General features: G+C 69.6%; 12 protein-coding genes. 5 read left to right on the forward strand and 7 right to left on the reverse strand.

What is annotated here, in order from left to right:
• The first annotated feature begins 78 nt into the window (after positions 1-78).
• The 4 genes from IPQ09_00345 to IPQ09_00360 all read left to right on the forward strand — a co-directional run bounded on the left by IPQ09_00345 (position 79) and on the right by IPQ09_00360 (position 5,739).
• Positions 79-1,200: a GNAT family N-acetyltransferase gene (locus tag IPQ09_00345; protein ID MBL0192669.1), complete on the forward strand. Its 1,122-nt coding sequence runs from the start codon at positions 79-81 to the stop codon at positions 1,198-1,200.
• A gap of 90 nt (positions 1,201-1,290) precedes the next feature.
• Entirely contained in the window at positions 1,291-2,424 is a 1,134-nt protein-coding gene (locus IPQ09_00350) for a glycosyltransferase (GenBank protein MBL0192670.1), read from the forward strand.
• Positions 2,425-2,587: 163 nt separating this feature from the next.
• A complete protein-coding gene (locus IPQ09_00355; protein ID MBL0192671.1) occupies positions 2,588-4,783 on the forward strand; it encodes a hypothetical protein in 2,196 nt (731 codons plus the stop codon).
• 11 nt (positions 4,784-4,794) lie between these two features.
• Positions 4,795-5,739, forward strand: a complete 945-nt coding sequence (locus tag IPQ09_00360; GenBank protein ID MBL0192672.1) for a hypothetical protein — start codon at positions 4,795-4,797, stop codon at positions 5,737-5,739.
• Between the two features lie 181 nt (positions 5,740-5,920).
• On the opposite strand, the gene IPQ09_00365 is transcribed toward IPQ09_00360, so the two are convergent.
• The 7 genes from IPQ09_00365 to IPQ09_00395 all read right to left on the reverse strand — a co-directional run bounded on the left by IPQ09_00365 (position 5,921) and on the right by IPQ09_00395 (position 17,841).
• Positions 5,921-8,680, reverse strand: a complete 2,760-nt coding sequence (locus IPQ09_00365; protein MBL0192673.1) for an SBBP repeat-containing protein — start codon at positions 8,678-8,680, stop codon at positions 5,921-5,923.
• Positions 8,681-9,025: 345 nt separating this feature from the next.
• On the reverse strand, positions 9,026-10,900 hold the full coding sequence (locus tag IPQ09_00370; protein MBL0192674.1) for a 2-hydroxyglutaryl-CoA dehydratase: 1,875 nt from the start codon (positions 10,898-10,900) through the stop codon (positions 9,026-9,028).
• 91 nt (positions 10,901-10,991) lie between these two features.
• Positions 10,992-14,687, reverse strand: a complete 3,696-nt coding sequence (locus IPQ09_00375; GenBank protein MBL0192675.1) for a CoA activase — start codon at positions 14,685-14,687, stop codon at positions 10,992-10,994.
• Between the two features lie 417 nt (positions 14,688-15,104).
• Positions 15,105-16,070: a hypothetical protein gene (locus IPQ09_00380; GenBank protein MBL0192676.1), complete on the reverse strand. Its 966-nt coding sequence runs from the start codon at positions 16,068-16,070 to the stop codon at positions 15,105-15,107.
• An 89-nt stretch (positions 16,071-16,159) separates the two neighbouring features.
• A complete protein-coding gene (locus IPQ09_00385; GenBank protein MBL0192677.1) occupies positions 16,160-16,666 on the reverse strand; it encodes a tyrosine-protein phosphatase in 507 nt (168 codons plus the stop codon).
• A gap of 90 nt (positions 16,667-16,756) precedes the next feature.
• Positions 16,757-17,548, reverse strand: a complete 792-nt coding sequence (locus IPQ09_00390; GenBank protein MBL0192678.1) for a 1-acyl-sn-glycerol-3-phosphate acyltransferase — start codon at positions 17,546-17,548, stop codon at positions 16,757-16,759.
• A 128-nt stretch (positions 17,549-17,676) separates the two neighbouring features.
• Positions 17,677-17,841: a hypothetical protein gene (locus IPQ09_00395; GenBank protein ID MBL0192679.1), complete on the reverse strand. Its 165-nt coding sequence runs from the start codon at positions 17,839-17,841 to the stop codon at positions 17,677-17,679.
• Between the two features lie 223 nt (positions 17,842-18,064).
• Here IPQ09_00395 and IPQ09_00400 point away from each other — a divergent pair, with 223 nt between their 5' ends.
• Positions 18,065-19,141, forward strand: a complete 1,077-nt coding sequence (locus IPQ09_00400; GenBank protein ID MBL0192680.1) for a GNAT family N-acetyltransferase — start codon at positions 18,065-18,067, stop codon at positions 19,139-19,141.
• Positions 19,142-19,148 lie beyond the last annotated feature (7 nt).

Here is a 19,148-nt window from a genome sequence, read left to right on the forward strand (position 1 = left end):
CTGCGCGCACCCCGCACCGCGCACCGCGCCGCCGCGATCCCCACAGAACCCGAACCCCGAAGCGAGGACCTCCTCCCGATGGCCTACGTCGCGCAGCCACTCGATCTCGACACGCAACGAGACGTTCTCACCGCCCTCTGGGAGGAGAACCTCTCCGATCCCGGCATCGCGACCGCGAAGGAGCGCCGCGTCACCTGGCTCTATGGCGAGAACCCGGCGGGCCCCTCGCGCACGTTCCTCGTGAACGACGACAAAGACGGCCTCATCGGCTGCGCCTCGGCTTACCCGCGGCGGGTGGTGTTCGGTGCCCACGAAGTGCGCGCGGGGGTGCTCTCCGACTTCGCGGTGAAGCGCGCTCACCGCGCCGCCGGCGCCGCTGTGACCGTGCAGCGCACGATCGCCCAGGCAGCCAAGGAGGAGAGCACGGCGCTGCTCTACGGATACCCCAACAAGGCGTCGACTCCCATCTTCAAGCGCATTGGCTATAAGGTCGTCGGCGAGGCGAGCGACTACATCAAGCCGCTCCGCGCGGGGGCCTACCTCGAGCGGCTCATCAAGCCCCAGGTCGAGAGGCGGGCCCCGGCGCTCGCGCCGTACTTGGAGGGCCCCGCGCTCGAGTCGATCACCGCCGTGGGTGGCGTGCTCGCGGACCTCGCCGTAGGCGCCGCCGAGCGCGTCGCGCGCTACGGGCTCGGCTTCGACCTCCTGTTCGAGGACTCGTCCCGGGTCGACGCGCGCTACGACGCGCTCTGGGAGCGCGCGCGCGGCCAGGTCGCGATCGAGCAGCCCCGCGACGCGGCCTACCTCAACTGGCGCTACGCCGACTTCACGACGGCGCGCTACCGCTTCTTCTCCGCCGCCTCGCGCAGCAGCGGGCAGGTGGTCGGCTTCGTCGTGTACACCCTCCAGAACGGGTGGGTGAACGTCGCCGATCTCTTCGTCGAGAGCGCGGTGGTGCACCAAGACCCCCTCCTCGCGGCGTTCGCGAGCGCGATGCGGGGCGAGGGGCACAAGGCCATCTGCATCGCCCACGTGGGCACGAAGGCGCTGGCTCCCCGCCTCGAGCGCCACGGCTTCGTCGCCCGACCCAACGGGCGCTTCCTGATGGCGCAAGTGCTCGACGCCGCTCCCTCCGAGCTGCGGACGGCGGCGCTCGACATCGAGAGCTGGTCGATGTTCGACGGCGAGCTCGACATCTAGTCCGTGTCTTCACTGCGGCTCCCCAGAGGACTGGGCGACTCGTTTGGATGGCCGCGCTTCCCCCGCAGACGTGACGTGAGGAGTCTTTCCATGGTCGTGCCCGTTGCGTTCGTCGTGAACAACTTCGACGTCGGAGGCCTCGAGAAGGTCGTGCTGAGCCTCATCCGCACGCTCGACCGCGCCAAGTTCGAGCCCTTCGCGGTGTGCGTCGACGGGCGCGGGAAGCTGTTCGACGACGTACCGCTGCCCGCCGACCACATGCTCGTGCTCGACAAGTCCAGGGCCCGCAAGATCGGCCCGTTCTCCTTCGACCCCACCGTGCTCACCCGCATGGCGCGCTTCTTCTTCGAGCGCGACATCCGCATCGTCCACGCGCACAACCTCGCCCCGCTCGTGTTCTCCGGCGTCGCCGCGCGGCTCGTGCTCCCGCGACCGAAGCTGGTCTACTCCGAGCACAACCAGATCTACAGCGCGAGCGAGACCCACGCGAGGCGCTTCGGCTACTACGTCAAGCTCGCGGACCGCGTGGTGGCGGTCTCCGAAGACCTCCAGCGCACCCTCTCGCGGCGCGTCGGCCTCACGAAGAACGTGTCGGTCATTCACAACGGCATCGACGGCCGGCGCTTCACTCGCGACGAGGGCGCGATCGCGCGCATTCGCGCGGAGCTCGGCGTAGGCCCCGACGAACACCTCGTGGGTACGGCCGTGGTGCTCTCGAAGCAGAAGGGCATCGTGCACCTGCTCGGGGCGGCGGAGCGCGTGCTCGCGAAGGACCCCAAGGTGCGCTTCGCGATCGCCGGCGACGGCCCGCTCCGCGCGGAGCTCGAGGCCGATCTCGCGCGTCGTGGCCTGGGCGACCGCGTGCGGTTCTTGGGGTATCGCTCCGACATCCCGCAGTTCGTGTCGGCGCTCGACACCTACGTGCTCTCGTCGCTTTGGGAGGGCCTCCCGCTGGCGCTGCTCGAAGGGCTCGCGATCGGCGTGCCCATCGTCGCCACCACGGTCGGCGGCAACCCCGAGGTCATCGTCGAGGGGGAGAACGGCTTCCTCGTGCCACCGCAGGACGACGAGGCGCTCGCCGAGGCGCTCCTGCGCGTGAAGGCGGGAGGCCCGGAGCTCGCGCGGGCGGTGCGCGCGCGGGGTCGGGCGCGGTTCGACGCCAAGTTCAGCGAACAGGCGATGACCCGGGCGCACGAGCGCCTGTTCATGTCGCTGCTCGCGTGACGCCGCGTTGATGACGCCACCTCGCCTGCGGCTCGGGGTCGCGATCGACCTACGTTCGCCCTTCGGGGCTCACTTTGAGGTTCGCTCCGACTGAAACCTGCCGTTCCCACTGGAACGCCCAGCGCGGGCGTCCGCGGTCGCCGTGACGTGGTATGAGCACGCGATGAAACGCGCGCACTTCGCCGCCGCGGTCTCCACCGCGCTCACCCTGCTCGGGCCCGGACCGAGCGCCTACGCGGCCACCTTCGACGCGCGCACGGGCGCCGTCACCCTGAGCTCCACGACGCTCCGTTCGGTGAGCCTCGACGACGCGTCGTCGCTCAAGCCGTTGCGCGCGCGGACCGCCAAGTGGAGCAGCTCCGCGTTCGAGTTGCTGTACTCCGAGCCGACACCAGAGGCGCTCGAGGCGCTCTTCGCTCGGGAAGACGGCGACTCCATCGAGGGCGCGGGCGCCCTCCGCCTCGGCAAGAACAACACGGGCCTCGTGCTCTTCGACGCCGAGACCTTCGCGAAGGTGAAGGAGGGGCGCTTCGAGGTGTCGTTCTGGTCGCGCGCCGACGGCGCGGCGCCGAGCTTCTTCGTGGCCTACGGCCGCACCGACGCCGACGTTTATGAGAAGGGTCGTTTCCCCTTCGCCCAGGTGCGCGCGCTCCGCACGGGGAAGCAGACGTCCGACGGCTGGGCCGAGTTCTCCACCGGCACGATCGACGGCAGCGTATATGGGGTCGGCGTGCGCGCGGTGGGCTTCGTGCCCCGCCGCATCACCGAGGGCGACACGTTCCTCGTCGACGCGCTCGAGATCCGGAAGGTCGACGACCAGCTCACGAAGCCCACCGCCTGCACCCAGGACGACGTGGAGACCACCTGCGGCGCCGAGGGCGACTGCATGTACGGACACTGCGTGCCGTCGGCGGTCACCTGGGGGCCGCTCCCCAGCGCCTCGATCCGCCAGGACCTCGCGGAGCGTTGGGCTCACATCGCCACGCGGATCCACGGCGACCGCAACTCGATCCGCATCGCCAAAGAGAAGCTCGAACCGCAGGCCCTGCGGCTCGCGCGCGAGGCCAAGTCGTCGCGGCAGTTCGTGGGCGGCCTGACGCGCCTCGTGAACGAGCTCCGCGACAACCACACGACCTTCGGCTCGCCCACGAATTTTAGCTACTTCGGGCCTCAACTTACCTACGCGAGCTCGAACGGCCTCGGCTGCTTCGGTGTGGTCGACAAGGACCTCCTCGGCGGCGGCGTGGGGTATGGGCTGTTCGCCTCGACGGACGAGCGCGTGAAGGTGGGCGACGTGCTCACCACGATCGACGGGCAGGATCCGAAGGTCTGGGTCGACAAGCACTACCCTTCGTTCGCGCGCACGCTGCCGAACGATCCGCGATCCGACTGGGGGGAGACCGCGAACGCGCTCTCCGAGCTGCTCGTCGCGCGCGCGCGGAGCTTCACCCTCACCCGGTGCGCCTCGGCCACGGCCTGCACGGGGCCGGCGCGCACGACGATCACCTTCGACATCGCCGACCTCGTCTACAAGTCGATCCTCGAAGGGAAGACCGGCGGGGGCGGGCAGGTCGCGTGCACCACGCGCTTCAAGAACGCCGTGTCCAACGTGAGCAACCCCTCGTCATCGGGCGAGGACCCGGTCGACAGCGAGCTGCGGCCCTCGGGTGAGGTGTCGGTGCAGTTCGACGGCTTCTCGGGGGGAGCAGGCTGGGAGTCGAAGATGGCCGCCATCTTCCAGGGCGCGCCGGCCACGGTGCTGATGGACACGCGCGAGGGCCACGGCGGCTACTACTCGGCGATCGACGCGCTCTTCAGGATCATGCGCGGCCCGACCGAGCCCTGGGGCGTCGTCTCCATCGGGCGGGGCGGCCACGACAACCCCGATCCGCTCGCCCTCTTCAACGCGGGCGAGGCGTGCACCACCGAACGCGGCTCGAACGACTTCTCGTGCTTCGCGTCCAACATCAGCGGCTTCTTCTCGATCGTGGGCCAGCCCGACCCGCCGGGCATGCGCAGCAAGGTCGCGTGGCTGAACACGAACGACGTGTCGGCGAACGACTTCATGCCGAAGCTCCTGCAGGGTCGGTCGAAGCTCCGCATCTTCGCGCCGCACCCCACGTCCGGCGCCTTCGGCGCGGTCATCCGGCTGCCCTCGCTGCTGCCCGGCTACCAGGGCGGCTCCATCCAGATCCAAGACAGCCGCTTCGCCACCACCTACGCGGCGGCGCGCTCGGCGCGCTGGGAGAGCGGCCACGGCGTGGAGCCCGACCAGGTCGTCACGCAGACCCAGTCGGACCTCCTCCGCGGCGAGGACACTCTGCTCAACGTCTCCCGCGCCTGGCTGGCCGCCCCGTGAAGGAAGCATCCATGAACACTGCACGCATCTTCACGCGCCTCCGCTCGCTCCCCTCGCTCGGCTCGACCGCGCTGCTCCTCGCTGCGCTGCCGCTCGCGGGGTGCGGCGGCGACGACACCCCCGGGGTCCTCCCGGCCCCCGCCGCCACGCAGCTGCCCGCGCCGTCGACGGCGCCGGTGCCGCTGCCTGCGCCTAAACGCACGCTGGTGACCGGCACCCTCACGCCGACCCGCGCCCAGAACCTGCTGCTCGATCCGGGATTCTGGCTCACGGCGGAGGGCGAGCAGGGCAGCGGGACGTTCATCGCGTTCTACGCGGCGAGCTCCACGCGGCTCGAGTTGAGCGTGAGCACGCGCTCGGACTCGCCCGCCGGCTTCGGCGGCGGCGTGGTGCTCTTGAAGGACCCGAAGGCGACCGACGACAAGTCGCGCAGCATCCAGCTCATCGCGGGCTTCACGGGCGGCAAGGGCCCGTTCGACGTGAGCGTGTGGGTGTCGTCCATCGACGCCGCCGGCGCGCCGCGGCCCTTCCCGGAGGACGGGGGCGGCTTCGAGGCCACCGTGGCGGACGCCCAGCAGCGGAGCTCCGCCATTCTGAAGCAGGACCCCGAGAAGACCCTCACGCTGGGCAAGCGCACCTGGGTGCAGTTCCGCGGCCAGCTGACGAAAGACATGGTCGGCGGCGGGCTCATCTCCATCGAGACGGGCACCAAGGGAGGCGGCTTCGAGGCGGCTTCGCCTGAGATCGTGGCGCTCCCTACGCTCACCACCGCGAGCACGTCGCGCTCGCGGCGCGCCCCCGAGGTCACCTGGCGGCCCATGCGGGCCGACGAGCGCGCGACCTTCGCGGCCTACGCCGCCATCCCGCGCCAGTACGTGCCGGCGGGGCGCATCGAGCCGAACGCGCGCGCCCCGCGGCCGCCGCTCGCCGCGAAGAAGGCCCCGAAGGCGCGCTAACCCCGAGTATTCATGGGGTTCGTGCGACGAGGCGCTCCGCACCAAGTTCGAGGCGGCATTGATACGGCGAGCGAGGTATGCCACCTCGACGAAGGGGCGCTCGTACCTCGGGCGAAGGGGGCGGAGCCCCCGGGAATGCCGAGTCGTCGGCCGGAGAGGGCGGGCTTCGACCCGCCCGTCCTCATCCTGCCGCGTCGTCGCGCGATGCGCGGCGCCGCGCGACGAGCCCGAGCAGCGCCAAGAGGCCAAACGCCGCGACGCCTGGGGCAGCGTTTCCCGCTGCGCCCACGGCGCAGCTGAGGCCACCCCCCTCGAGCGAGCCCTGGTCGTTGGGGTCGGCGGGCACGGGCGCGGGCACGGGCGCGGGCGGCGTGGTCGGCGTAGGCGCAGGGACAGGCGTGGGCCCGGGCGCGGCGTCCACCGGGGGCGGCGCGTCGGGTCCCGCGTCTACCGGGACCGCGACACACTGGCCGATCGCCGCGGTCGTCGACGTGCACGTCGACCCGGAGGGGCAGCCGTTGCCGCCCTGCCCGCGGCATCCATCCCTGCACACGCGCGCGTCGCACACGCGCCCGCTGGTCACGCCGCCACACTCCGGATCGGCCTGGCACTGGCCGAGCGTGACGCACTCTCCCGTCGAGAGGCACTTCGGGGTCGCCGTTGGGCAGTCGCGCGCTCCGCCCGCCCCGAAATCGCCCGTGCAGCCCGCGCAGCCGGTGGACGTGGCGTTGGGCAGCTTCGCCATCTTGAGCAGGTAGCCATCGGTCGTCCCGCCACCGAAGGTCGGCTGGGCGACCGCACCAACCACGGGGATCGCGTTCGCCTGACCCCACCCTGCCACGAAGACGGTGTCCGCAGAGTCGATGACGATCTGGGTGTTCACCTGCCCGAACGGGGTGAGGTACTCCCAGCCGGAGCCGTCCACCTTCAGCATGCCGAGGATGCCCCTATCCCCCGGCCGCCCGCAGCCGTTCACCGTCGTGGCGCCGAGCGTACCGGTGCCCGCGACGAAGGCGTTGCCGGCGGCGTTCACGGCGATGTCGTAGACGCCGTCGAGCTGCTCCTGGCCGAACAGGCGCGAGTAGACCCGCGTCTTGGCGGTCGGGTCGAGCTTCAGAACGAAGCCGTCCATCGCCGTCGTCGCGCTGCCCGGTCGACCGACTTGCCCTGGAAAGTCGTTGGAGTTCGTGACACCGCCAAGGTAGACGCTCCCGTCGGCCCCGAGGGCCAGCGCCTGCCCCACCTCATCCGCGCTTCCTCCGATGAACGTGGAGTAGTCGAGCGTGGCGCCCCCGCCGCCTGCGAGCTTGAACCTGACGAGGAACGCGTCGCCCAGCCCCAACCCCGAGCCGCCGCTGTAGCCTGTCTGGAAGGCGCCGGGCGTGACCGGGAAATTGGGGGAGCCGGTCACGCCCACGATGTAGGCGTCGTTCACGGCGTTCACGGCGACATCGAACGGATAGTCGAACTGAGAGCCACCGAAATACGACGCGAACGTCACCCCGCTCCCGTCCGGTCTCACGCGAACCACGAAGCCGTCCTGATCGTCGGGATCGGGGTTCGGTTTCGTCGCCTGAACAGGGTTGGCGGTGGGGAAATCGCTGGAGTGCGTGTGTCCTGTCACCCAGGTGTGGCCGGTGGAGTCGATCGCGATCGATGCCCAATAGTCCGAGTTCGAGCCGCCGAGATACGTCGAGAACTCGAAGGCGTCGCCGGCGGGGTTGAGGCGGCTCAGGGTGACGTCGAGGGCGCCCAGCGTGCGGTCGAACGCGCCAACGGTCGTCGGGAAGTCGGCCGAGAACGTGGTGGTCGACACGTGGAGGCGCCCCTGCGCGTCGACGGCGCAGTTGCGAGGCCCGGTGATGAATCCGGCGAAGTTGTCAGTGAGGTACTCGGTGCTCGTACCGCCTATGTAGGTTGAGTACAGCACCGCCGAGCCGGTCGGGTTCAGCTTCGTGACGAACGCGTCGACGTCGCCGAGCGCCGCCCCCCCGCCTGGCGGGCTCCCCTTCGTGGGGAAATTCACGGAGCTCGTCTCCCCGGAGAGGTACAGGTTACCCGCCGGATCGCGCGCCAGGCACGTGACACGCTCTTGGCCCGCGCCGCCGAGGTACGTCGAGAAGTTGATGATCGGGTCGACCACGAGCTCGAGGTCCGGATCGTACGCGCCGACCTGCAGCGTCGCGCTCTTGCCGTGGACGCGGTAAGCGACCTCCACCGGCTTCCGCTCGCCGTGCGCGATCTGGTAGCTCACGGGCGGCTTCATGATCACGGTCTCGGCCCCGACCGCCACCTGCAGCTCGCCGCCCTCGCCGCGGGTCACGCCCCGCGCGTCGTCGAACGCGAGCTCGATGCGCCGCGGATCGGCGCCCTTCTTGACCACGAAATCGTACTCGAGCGCCCCATGCTCGCCGCCGTGATAGACGACGTCGATTCCCTCGTAGACCCCACGCATCCGCACCTGTCCGAAGCGCGAGACGCCGCGCTTCCAGGCCGACGGATCATTGCCAATCAGGTAATTGGCCCTCCCCGCGAGGAGCTCCTCACCGACGACGTCCGCCGTCGGGAGCGCGTGCGCGAGGCGCATGTGGAGGGCGCTCGCCGTGGCAGGGGCGGGCTCGCGAAGTCCGCGCCGCTCACCCCGCCCGCCCAGCAGGAACACGGCCTCGTTCCGGGCGAGGAGCACCGACGAGGCGCCGCCGCGGGCGACGAAGCGCACTTCGTCGCCCGCCTGACCGACGTTCTCCTCGAAGGCCACGGGGAGCCCACCGAACGACTCGCCAGGCGCCGAGACGCCTCGCGCAGCGGCGGGCCTCGCGGCCGCCGCGGGCAGCATGGACGACGCGACCTGCGCTGCGGCGCTCGGCGCCCGCGCGACGTGGCCAGGGCCCGCGAACGCGAGCGCGCCCAGCGCTCCGCACATCACGACCCCAACCCCCATCAACGCCCTTCCACGACGCACGCGCCGAACGTCGTCGCCAAGGTCCACACGCCCGCCCGCCCCACGCTTTCCCGTCGCGTCCATCGATGTGCTCCTTGACCGACTCGTCGACTCGGCGAGCTACGGCTAGCACGTTTCATGCCCAGCTCGAGACGGCCCAGACTTCGGGCGGGCGAACCGGCCGCGACGAGCAGTCACGAGTGCACCCGGCCTCGCGGCGTGCGTGACGCCCGCCTCACATGAGGGCCGGACGCCGCATCCGCGGAGAAACGACGACGCCCCCGACCGCGAGGTCGGAGGCGTCGTCATCGCGGCGCGCCCTCGCTGGCGCGGGCCGCGCCGCGGTCACTCCTCGGCGGCGGCGTCGAGGGTCTCGGCGGCCTGGGCGTGCGGGCTCGCCGCGCGCTTCGCGGCGCGGATCTCGCGGAGCAGCACCACGTCTTCCTTGAGCTTCCGAGCGGTCTCGGGCCCCTCCTCCACCGCGCGCCTCACGAGCTGAATCACGAGGTCGGGGGACCTCTTCACGACGGTCCGCGAGGCCGTCGCGAACGAGGTGAGGCGCGAGCGCCAGCGCTGCGCGCGGGTCATGGTGATGTAGGGCGCGATCTCGGCGACGAGGTCGGCCGCGTTGCCGTTGTAGACGTGCGGCGCCTTGTGGAGCGCGCTCGCGTAGGACGGATTCGCCTCGAGGAAGGCCTCGACCTGCGGCTTCGTCACGCCGTGCTCCGCGAGCGCCTCCGCGTACTCGGCGGCGGCGGCCTGCTTCGCCTTGAAGAGGTACATCTGGACCCGCGAGTAGAAGTTCACTCGCCCGTCGCCGCTGGTCTCGACAGGGCAGTAGATGGTGGAGGGGAACTTCTCGATGATCGCCGACTGCACGCCGTCCGAGACGCCCGCGCTCGGCATGCAGCCAAAGGGCTTCACGCTGAGTGTCATGTGCGCCTTCTTGTGCGTGGCGTTCAGGATCAGCTTGCCGACCTCCATGTGGCCTTCACCGCCGCGGAGATCGTTGTTGTAGTACTGGTGCGCCACGGTCGCGATCGCGTCCATGTCGGGCAGCTTGTAGCCATAGAGCCCCATCGTGTGGGCGAAGGTCTGGAAGATCGCGCGAACGAGGGTGTCGCCCGCCTGCACCATCAGGAGCTTCTTGCCGATTCCGAAGCCGTCGAGCCCACCGAGGCCGTACTTGGAGTGGTCGGCGTTGCGCAGGTTCTGGCGGTCGAGGGTGTCGTGGCGCGCCTCCCACAGCATGTAGAGCACCCACGCGGCCACGAGCTGGATGTCGGCCTCGGCGCCCTCCTCCTCGAGGAACGCCTGGAGCTGGTAGTTGCCGTCGCCCTCGGTGGTCATCGCCCAGAACTCACCGATGATGGAGACCTTGGGCTTCGGGAGCGTGCGCTTCACCTTCACGGCGGCCATGATGGGCTTGCACTTCCACACCGCGAGCAGGATGTTCGTCTGGTTCTCGAGCGCCGCGTACAGGATCTTCTTGCACTGCTCGAGGGCTCGGCTGGTGTCGCCCGGGTTCACCTCGTAGGGGCGAATGCGGTAGCCGAGCGCGTTCAGCACGTCGCCGGTGAAGAGCGCCTTCACGAGCGCGAGGAAGAAGGGCGGAGTGAGCTCGAGGCCCGACTCGTCGCCGGTGGCCTGCTTCATTCCGCCGGTCTGCTGGAAGAGCACCACGCGGAAGCCCTCGAACCCGGCGTCGCGGAGCGCCTTGCGGTACTCGGTCACGTACATGCCGAAGCGGCACGGCCCGCACGCGCCGGCCGTGAGGAAGACGAACTTCTTCACGATCTCCTGGGCGGTCATGCCGTGCTTGTCGCGGAGCGTGATGAGGTGCTGAACGAGCGCGCCCACCGTGAAGTACGTGGGGTTGCACTGCCCACGATTGCCGAACTCCTTGCCTGTCTGGAAGGCGGCGTTGTTGGGTACGTCCATCATCTGAACGTTGTACCCAACGCCTTTCAGCGCCCCCTCGACGAGGTAGTCGTGGGCCAGGGTGAGGCCGCCTACGAGCAGCGTGATCTCGGCGCGCTCGGCCTTCGTGAACGTGAGGTTCGCCATGTCCTCGACCCAGTGCTGGGTGGGCGCATCGAGCCCGAGGCGCGCGCGCTCCTCCGCCTCGAATTTGGCGAGCTCGGCGTCGATGTCGAGGTCCTGCCCCGCCACCTTGAGTCGCTTCTTCTTGGCCACATCGACGTTGACTTGCTGGCTCATGGTTCGATTCCTCTCACACGTCTGTCGTTGTCCCGCGGGGCGGGAGTGAAACCTCGAGGCCGCTCGCCGACGGCCTATCCGTGGGTGTCGCCTACTCTTCGGCGTCCGCCGTCGCGTGCAGCGCCGGCGCCTGGGGGGGGTGGGGCGCGTGGGCGGCGCGGGGCTCAGGCGGTGCACCCGCCGCGACGCGCACGATGCCGTCCTTGGTCTTCTTGCCCAGGCGAATGACGCCCTTCTCGGGCTCGGGCGCGCGCACGGGCGCCTCGTAGGCGAGGACGCGACGCCGCACGTCCTCGAGCTGGGCGAGGAACTCGGGGTCTTTGGTCTGTCGGTCGGCCAGCTGCTTGGCCCGGAGCTCCATGAGCTCGAGGCGCTTCTGGTCGAGTTTGTGCTCGAGCTGGCGCTTCTTGTCGCTCGCGTCCTGGAGGCGCTCCTCGTGGAGCTTCAGCGCGTGCGCGTAGGTCTTCACGCGGATCTTGATGCTGCCGCTGGGCTTGTTCGCGTCGATGTCGTGCAGCGCCGCGTAGGGGGTCTTGCTCGCCTCGATGATGCCGTCGATGAGCGCGTAGGTGGGCGCGTCATGGCCGCACTTGAAGCTCGACAGGTCGAGGACCACGACGTTCGGGTGGTGCGAGGCGAAGTTCGCCGCCCACACCTTCTGCGCGCTGTTGACCGAGTAGTTCTCGGGCCACACGTGGTTGAGCTCGAGCGGGGTCTTGATGGTGCCCGCCTCCAGCTCTTCTTTGTAATAGCGGTCGAGGTACTCGCGGGTCTTCGGGATGGATCGCACCGACAAGATGGGATACCCGAGGAGCTGGAACTCGTCGGGGATGCCGTGGTTCAGGCCCGGGTCGGAGTGGTAAGGGCGACCCATCATGAGAATGGCGACGCGGTCCTCCGCCTCCACGGTCTCCAGGATGGCGCGCCCCTTCTCCTCGACGTCGTTGTCGAAGATCGTGAGCGCCTTCCATGCCTCGCGTGCGGCGTGATCGCTCTCGTCCTCGGTGATGCCTAGGCGCTCCGCGAAGGTCTCGAAGAGGCGGCGCGCCATGAGGTTCGGCTCCTCGAACGAGAGGGAGGGGTCGAGGTACTCGATGCCGCGCGTGGCGAAGAAGTCGACCTCCTTCGTGAACGCCGCCTTCATCACGTCGGGGGCGCCGGCGACGATGGGGCAGCACGCGTTGTCCATCGTGTCGGCCACGAAGTTCGTCACGTGCGTGAGAATGGGGAAGAACAGGAACTTGAGCGGCTTCTTCTCCGTGTGGTGGGAAAAGAGCAGGTTGTGGATGTGCGCCTGCGCCACCTTCGACGGGTAGCAGGGGTCGATGCTGCCGTACTTGCCGCCCTCGACCCACATCTCCTCGGTGGTCTCGTCCGAGAACACGACGTTCTGCTTGGGAATGCCGAGCGCCTCGAAGTAGGTGCGAAAGAAGGGCGCGGTCGAGTAGATGTTGAGCACGCGCGGAATTCCGATTCGCACGCGACGACGGGCGGCCCAGGCCTCCTTGTTGGAGCGTCGGAACGGCCTCGTGATCGGCACGTGGCGCTGCCCGAACACGCCCCGGCGGACCTCGATGTCCTTGATGGGCGAGCCCTCGAGGGGCATCGGCGCCGGGTTGTAGAAGTGCATGAACGCGCGCTTCGCCTCGTAGTCGACGAGGTTCGGGTACTGCTGCGCGATCTTTTTGCGGTCGGCCACGAGGGAGAGCATCGCCTCCTTCGACTCGACCGTGCCCTTCTCGCACGAGAACCCGGCGATGTAGCGGCTCGTGCGCCCGTCTTGGGTCTTCGTGTCGATGAACGTGCGCTTGCACTCGTTCGGGCAGAAGTGGCAGACGGTCTCTTCGTCGTTCTTCGTGGTGTAGTCGAGCTGGATCGCCGCATCGAGGCCGATGAAGGTGCTCTTGCCGGAGCGCCGCACCACCCTCCGGGTCTCCATCGCGGCGCCGATCGCGCCGGCCTCGCCCGTGTGGGGGTGCACGTACACCTCGGCGTTGGGGACGCGCTCCTTGATGTAGTCGACCTGCGCTTTGACGGCGGCGAGGTTGTACTGCGTGCCGCCCTGGAGCACGTACTTGGTGCCGAGCGCCGCGAGCCGCGGGATCTGCACGACGTACTGCCACACGTTCTTCGGCAGCACCTGGGCGAGACCCGCGAGCATTTCCTCTTTGGAGAAGCCTTCCTTCTGGAAGTTCACGCGGTCGGTGTCGAGGAAGACGGCGCAGCCGTAGCTGAATTTGGGCGCCAGCTCGGCCTTGAAGGCCACGTCCGCGAACTCGGTGACCTTTACGCCGAACGAGTCGGCCGTCGCCTGCAGCAGCATCCCGTTGCCGGCCGAGCAGCTGTTCGACAGGCGGAAGTTCTGGATGTCGCCGTTCTTGATGAAGAGGACCTTGATGTCCTGTCCGCCGATGTCGCAGATGACGTCGACGTCGCCGAAGAAGTGAACGGCGCTCATCATGTGCGCGACCGTCTCGACCACGTTGACGTCGCTCTTCACGCACTCCTCGAGCACGTCGGCGGCGTAGCCGGTGGCGCCGAAGCCGGTGACCTCGAGCTCGGCGCCCTGGTCGTGGACGTACGCTTTGAGCTGCGCGAGCAGCTCTTTCGTGTCCTGGATGGGGTTGCCCTTCGAGAGCTGGTAGCCTTTGGCCAGGATGGCGCCGCTCTCGTGGTCCACGAGCACCGCCTTCGACGACGTGGAGCCACCGTCGAGGCCGATGACGCCGCGCACGCGCTGGCCGGGCGTGAAGGTGGCGCCCTGGAACTTGGGGATCTTGTAGAGCTCACGGAACTCGGCGAGCTCGAGCTCGGTGGCCGAGAGGGGCGGGCCGGCGCTCTCGCCGAGGCGCGCCTTGCGGCCGGTGGTGATGTACTCGTGGAGCCCCTCGAGGCCACGGAGCACGCCCACGCCCTCGGGCTCGTGGAGGCCGTACATGACGGCGCCGAACGCGGCGTAATACTGCGCGTTCTCGGGGACGAAGATGAGCTCCTCGACCGGCACGTCTCGGGGGTAGTCGAAGCCGCGCTCCTCCCAGATCTGGGGGATGCGGAGGCGCCAGCAGTCCTGGAGGAAGGGCAAGTAGGTGTTTGGCCCGCCGAGCAGGAGGACCCGCGTCTTCAGGGTGCCGCCGCGGGTGAGCACCGAGAGGTTCTGCATGACGATGGCGTCTGCCAGCGAGCAGAGCACCTCGGTCGCGGGGATACCGCTCTTGATGAGGTTGACGATGTCGGTCTCGGCGAAGACTCCACACTTCGCCGCGACGTGGTGGAGCTTGGAGTCGTCGAACCGGAGCGTGGTGACGAGCTCGGGCGGGGCGTTCACCTTCAGGAAGCACTTGTCGATCGTGGCGCCGGTGCCGGACGCGCACTTGTCGTTCATCGACGCGGTGGCCGTCTTCTCGCCCGTCGCCGGATCGGTCTTGAACATGATGATCTTGGCGTCTTGCCCGCCAAGCTCGACGACAGAGCCCACGTCGGGGTGGAGCTGCTCGACCGCGAGGGTGACCGCGTTCACCTCCTGCACGAACTTGCCGCCGGTGGGCGCGCAGATGGGCGCCGAACCGGAGCCGGTGAGGAACATCTTCCAGCCGTCCGCGGGGTGGTTCGGGAAGGCCTGGAGGATCTGCTCCAGCATCGACAGCACGTACTCGGGCTGCTTCGTGTGGTGGCGCTGGTAGTCGCTCCAGAGGATCTGCTTGTTCGCCGGGTTCACGACGACGGCCTTCACCGTGGTGGAGCCCACGTCCATGCCGATCGCGAGAAACTTCCCCGAGCTCGTGGCCATCTTTTTCTCTCCGGTGGGCCCCAAGCGGCCGCGCGACGCACACATCGTTGGGTCGGCGCCGACGCCGGCCCCCGAGCACAACGAGTAGACTGACGTGTCAGTTCCCAAGAGCTAGCGGAAAAGTAGACTGACGTGTCAGTTTTCTGACCGGCCCCGTCGTTCTGCGACCCCGGTGCCCGCTTCGCCCCTTTCTTTTTCTTGGGACGCGATGCGAGGGCACACGGGGCGCCGGGGGCCCAAGCGACCGAGAGGCGTCGGCGGCGCGACAAACGCGACAACGCGACAACGCGACAACGCGACAACGCGACAACGCGACGGGGGGCGCCTCGCCTCCCTCGTCGCGTCTCGCTTCGTGCCCTGACTACGTGGCGCGCATGACGCCGCGCAGGCCGCGGCGGGTCGACGCGACGCGGGACGCTACTTCAGGCCGACGATGCCCTTCCAGAAGAGGCCACGGATGCCGTTGTGGCCGGCCGAGTTCGGGTGGATGCAGTCCTTGTAGAACCAGTTGCTCTCGGCGGCCTGGTTCACGTCGTGGCCCTTGTAGAGCGCCTTTAGGTCGAGGAGCGCGACGCCCGGGTACTTGGCCGCCTCGGTGGTCATCGCGGTGTTCCACTCAACCAGCGCGGGCTCGGTGGCCTGCCCCTCCGGCCAGAGCTGGAAGGTGCCGGTGCACTTGCGATCTTCTGGGGTGAAGCGGAACCGGCCGGTGCCATCGCTCGGGTCGAAGATGTTCGTGATGAGCACGTTCACCTTCACGCCGGCGCCAAAGCGGTCCGGCTTGGTGAGCTCACCCATCGCCGCGCCGAAGCCCTTCACGTAGGCGTCGACGTCGGCCTTCGCCTTCACGGTGTCGCCAAAGAGCACGTTGGTGAGGCCGGCGAGCACGTCGTTGCCACCGATCGAGCCGACGACCAAGACCGGGCCCTCGAGCGTCGCCGGGAGGCTCTTCACCTGATCGAAGAGGATCGAGGCCTTGCCGTCGGTCTTCTGCGTGGCGATGGCGCCGCCCTTGGACACCTTGACGACCTTGGTGGCGTCGAGCTTCCAGCAGGTGGCGAGGTCGAACCCCTTCCAGTCCGGGTACTTCGCGTCGTCGTTCTGCGCGAGGAGCGTGCGATAGAACGGCTCCTGCTGATCGCGGGTCTCGCCGCTGCCGACGTCGGAGATCGAGTCGCCGACGATGACCACGGTCTTGTGGACCGCGGTGGGGCAAACCTTCGAGGCCGTCCCGGGCCCGGCGTCGCCGGCGTCCGTGCCGGGAGTGGGCGTGGTCGCGTCGGGCGACCCGGTCGACGCGTCCGCCGCGGCGGTCGTGCTGCTGCACGCGGAGAGGGAGAGACCAACGCAGAGCGCGCCGAGGGCGCCAAGGGCAAGACGCATGGACATAGTGGGGGACCTCTTTCGAGGAGATGTAGCGCGAAAGGGCGCGCCGGGGTACCCGAGCGTCGGCGCGGACCGTCGACAACGGCTCAGCTCGGCACGCGTCCCTCCGTCACCAGCCGTTCCTGCGCGTCGACCTCCGGGCCCGCCCCCGCCGCCGCGACGAGCTCGCGCGAGGTGTCGAGCGGGACGCCTAGGGCGAGGAGCACGCAGATGGCCAGCGTGCCCGTTCGGCCCACGCCGGCGGCGCAGTGGATGAGGACGTGCTCGCCCGACCGGAGGCGGCTGGCCGCGCTCTTCGCGACCGCCCAGAACGCCGCCGTGTCCGCCGGAGCGCCCAGGTCGTCGATGGGCAGGTGGTCCCACTCGAGCGACGGTAGCCCGGCGCGGACGCCGAGCGCGCACGACTCGACGGCGCGCGCGTATTCGGGTGACTTGCGCGCGAGCTCGTCCTGGGGGGAGAGGCACACGACGCAGTCGATCGCGAGCTCGCCGAGCGCAGCAAAGGCGGCCTCGAGCGGCTCGCGCCGACCGGGCATGCCGTGGAGGTAGAGGCGCCCGGGGATCGGAGCCGGGAGGGCGACGCTGCGAAACATCGAGGGACCACCTTTCGAGAACGCGGCCGAGCCGCACTTCCTCGCAGGCTGCCACTCGGGGCGGTCCTATTCGCGCTACTGGGCGGACGGTCAGTGCGCGCGGGCTTGTGCGTCGAGGCCTCGAGCGGCTCGCGAGACCTCACCCGACGCGCGACGCTCGGCCTCGAGGCCCGCGAGGAGGTCGGCGACGGCGGCTTGGCACCGCCGGCGGAGGTCCTCGACGCGAGCCGCCTCGTCGCCCTCGCGGCGCGGCAGGATGGGCGCGCCGATGCGCACGCGAATGCGGGGGCTCACGCCGATGGGCACGGTGATCTTCCCGCGCGGCAGCACCCCGTAGGTGCCGTCCAGAGCCACGGGCACGACGGGCGCTCCGGCCCGAACCGCGGCCAAAAAGCCGCCGTTCTTGAACGGTTTCAGCTTTCCGTCGGTGGAGCGCGTGCCCTCGGGAAAGATGAGCAGGGCCTTCCCGCGGCGCAGCACGTCGACGAACCGCGAGATCACCTCCGCGGCGGCCTGCGGGCCGCGCTTGCGCTCGACCGGGACGTGCCCGGCGAGGCGCAGGTGCCAGCCCAGGAACGGAATGGCGAGCAGCTCGCGCTTGGCCGCCCACTTGAAGTCTCCTGGGAGCCCGGCGCCGAGCGCGAGGATGTCCATGTGGCTCTGGTGGTTCGAGCAATAGACGAACGGGCCGTCGGTCGGCACGTGCTCCTGGCCGTCCACCTCGACGCCGATGCGGAGCCACCGCGCGTTCTCGATCGACCAGCGGCGCATGGCCCACACGCTCGCGCGATGGTCCCGCGTGAAGGGGCCGAGGGTCAGCGAGATCGTCCCGTACACCACCGTGCGGATCGAGAATGGCACGTACTGGACCAGGAAGTTCATGAGCTCGCGCACACCCTGTGCTCTAGAGCCTCGCTCGCCCCGTGTCAGCTCTCGCGCTCGTCGGGGCGGGAGGAAGCGGGTTTCCTGGCGATTTTGTCTCGACCGCGCCGCGCTCGCGCGGAAGCGGCTCACGTGCTCGTGACCTCGAAGTCGAGCGCCTCGATCCGCCCGCGCAGCGCAAGCAAATGCCGTTTCAGCCCGCGGAGCACCGCCGGCGGGAGCGCCGCGCGGTCGACGAGCGCGGCCTCCACCTGGGCGACGAGGACCTCGGGCGACGCAGCGGGCTTGGCCATGCTCAAGAGGTACCACGGCCCCGAGGGGCGAGCCCGGCGCGCGGCAGCCGCCCTGGGGCTCCGGGGACCGCGCCGGACAGGCCGCGGCCAGCTGCCATGCTTTGGCACGAGCCTGTGGAGGATGGGCGATAGACGACGGTGAGTGGTGCGAGGGTGAAGCTCCGGTAGTCGCGGTCCTGTCGGAGCCTTGCCGCCGCGAGGCGCGTGGGCTAAGAGCGGCGGGATGGCGACTTGGCGTGTGCGCGAGGCGACCCCGGCCGACGCCGACGCGGTCTGCACCTGTATGTCGGAGATCCTCGCCGAGACCGGCGGGCAGAAGGGCCCCGGCTTCGGCGCGCCCCTCTGGACATGGCAATACGTGTCGGGCACCCACCCGGCGCTCGTGGTGGTCGCCGAGGAGGGCTCGCGCTTCCTGGGCTACTACCACGTCCCCATCGTGAACCTCGTCGTGCGCGGCAAGCCTGTCTTGGGCGCCGTCGTCCAAGACGTGGCGACGCTCGCGCCGTACCGGGGCGTCGGAGTGTTCCGGGAGATGGGGGCGTGCGCGCTCGAGGGCATGCGGCGCCGCGGCGTGGGGCTCATCTACACCTTCCCGAATCACCGGAGCCTCCCGAGCTTCCAGCGCAACCATGGCTACACGGTCATCACGAAGGCGCCGGTGCGCATTCTGCCGCTCGACGTCGGCGCCGTGCTGCGCACACGCCTCGGGGCCCTCGGAGCCCTCGGCGGAGCGCCCGCGACCGCCGCCTTCGGAGCGCTCTCGCGCCGCGTGGGTCGCCTCGAGGCCGGCGAGGACCTCGTGCGCGTCACGGAGCCCGACGCGGAGCTCGAGGCGATCGCGCGGGAGCTCGCGGGCGGCGTCTCCGCCGCGCTCGACCGCACCTCGCGCTATCTGACGTGGCGTTTCCTCGAGAAGCCGACCGGGGAGTACGAGATCCTCGCGCTCCGGCGCGGCGGCCGCCCGCGCGCCTACGTAGTGACCCGCCTCGCGCCCCTCTTCGGCACGACGTGCGCCATGCTGATGGACTTCGGCTGCGCGCGCGGGGAAGAGGCCGCGCTCCTTCGCTTGATCGCCGCGCATCTGCAGGCGCGGCGCGCGCAAGGGGCGGCGCTCGCCGTGACCATGGGACTCCACCCGTTCCTTCCCCGGCTCACCCTCGCGGGCTTCGTGAAGGTGCCCGAGCGCTTCAACCCCTGCCCGTTCAACCTGGTGGCCAAGATCCTGGATCCGGGCCTACCGACGGACATCCTCACGCCCGAGAGCTGGATGATCACGCTCGCCGACTGGGACGTGATGTAGGGGAGGC

The organism is Myxococcales bacterium (assembly GCA_016720545.1).
Classification (GTDB): Bacteria; Myxococcota_A; Polyangia; order Polyangiales; family Polyangiaceae; genus JAAFHV01.

Excerpts from the sequence above, each read along its gene's own strand:
- IPQ09_00345 (MBL0192669.1), top strand. The coding sequence starts at position 79 with ATGGCCTACGTCGCGCAGCCACTCGATCTCGACACGCAACGAGACGTT.
- IPQ09_00350 (MBL0192670.1), top strand. The coding sequence starts at position 1,291 with ATGGTCGTGCCCGTTGCGTTCGTCGTGAACAACTTCGACGTCGGAGGC.
- IPQ09_00355 (MBL0192671.1), top strand. The coding sequence starts at position 2,588 with ATGAAACGCGCGCACTTCGCCGCCGCGGTCTCCACCGCGCTCACCCTG.
- IPQ09_00360 (MBL0192672.1), top strand. The coding sequence starts at position 4,795 with ATGAACACTGCACGCATCTTCACGCGCCTCCGCTCGCTCCCCTCGCTC.
- IPQ09_00365 (MBL0192673.1), bottom strand. The coding sequence starts at position 8,680 with ATGGGGGTTGGGGTCGTGATGTGCGGAGCGCTGGGCGCGCTCGCGTTC.
- IPQ09_00370 (MBL0192674.1), bottom strand. The coding sequence starts at position 10,900 with ATGAGCCAGCAAGTCAACGTCGATGTGGCCAAGAAGAAGCGACTCAAG.
- IPQ09_00375 (MBL0192675.1), bottom strand. The coding sequence starts at position 14,687 with ATGGCCACGAGCTCGGGGAAGTTTCTCGCGATCGGCATGGACGTGGGC.
- IPQ09_00380 (MBL0192676.1), bottom strand. The coding sequence starts at position 16,070 with ATGCGTCTTGCCCTTGGCGCCCTCGGCGCGCTCTGCGTTGGTCTCTCC.
- IPQ09_00385 (MBL0192677.1), bottom strand. The coding sequence starts at position 16,666 with ATGTTTCGCAGCGTCGCCCTCCCGGCTCCGATCCCCGGGCGCCTCTAC.
- IPQ09_00390 (MBL0192678.1), bottom strand. The coding sequence starts at position 17,548 with ATGAACTTCCTGGTCCAGTACGTGCCATTCTCGATCCGCACGGTGGTG.
- IPQ09_00395 (MBL0192679.1), bottom strand. The coding sequence starts at position 17,841 with ATGGCCAAGCCCGCTGCGTCGCCCGAGGTCCTCGTCGCCCAGGTGGAG.
- IPQ09_00400 (MBL0192680.1), top strand. The coding sequence starts at position 18,065 with ATGGCGACTTGGCGTGTGCGCGAGGCGACCCCGGCCGACGCCGACGCG.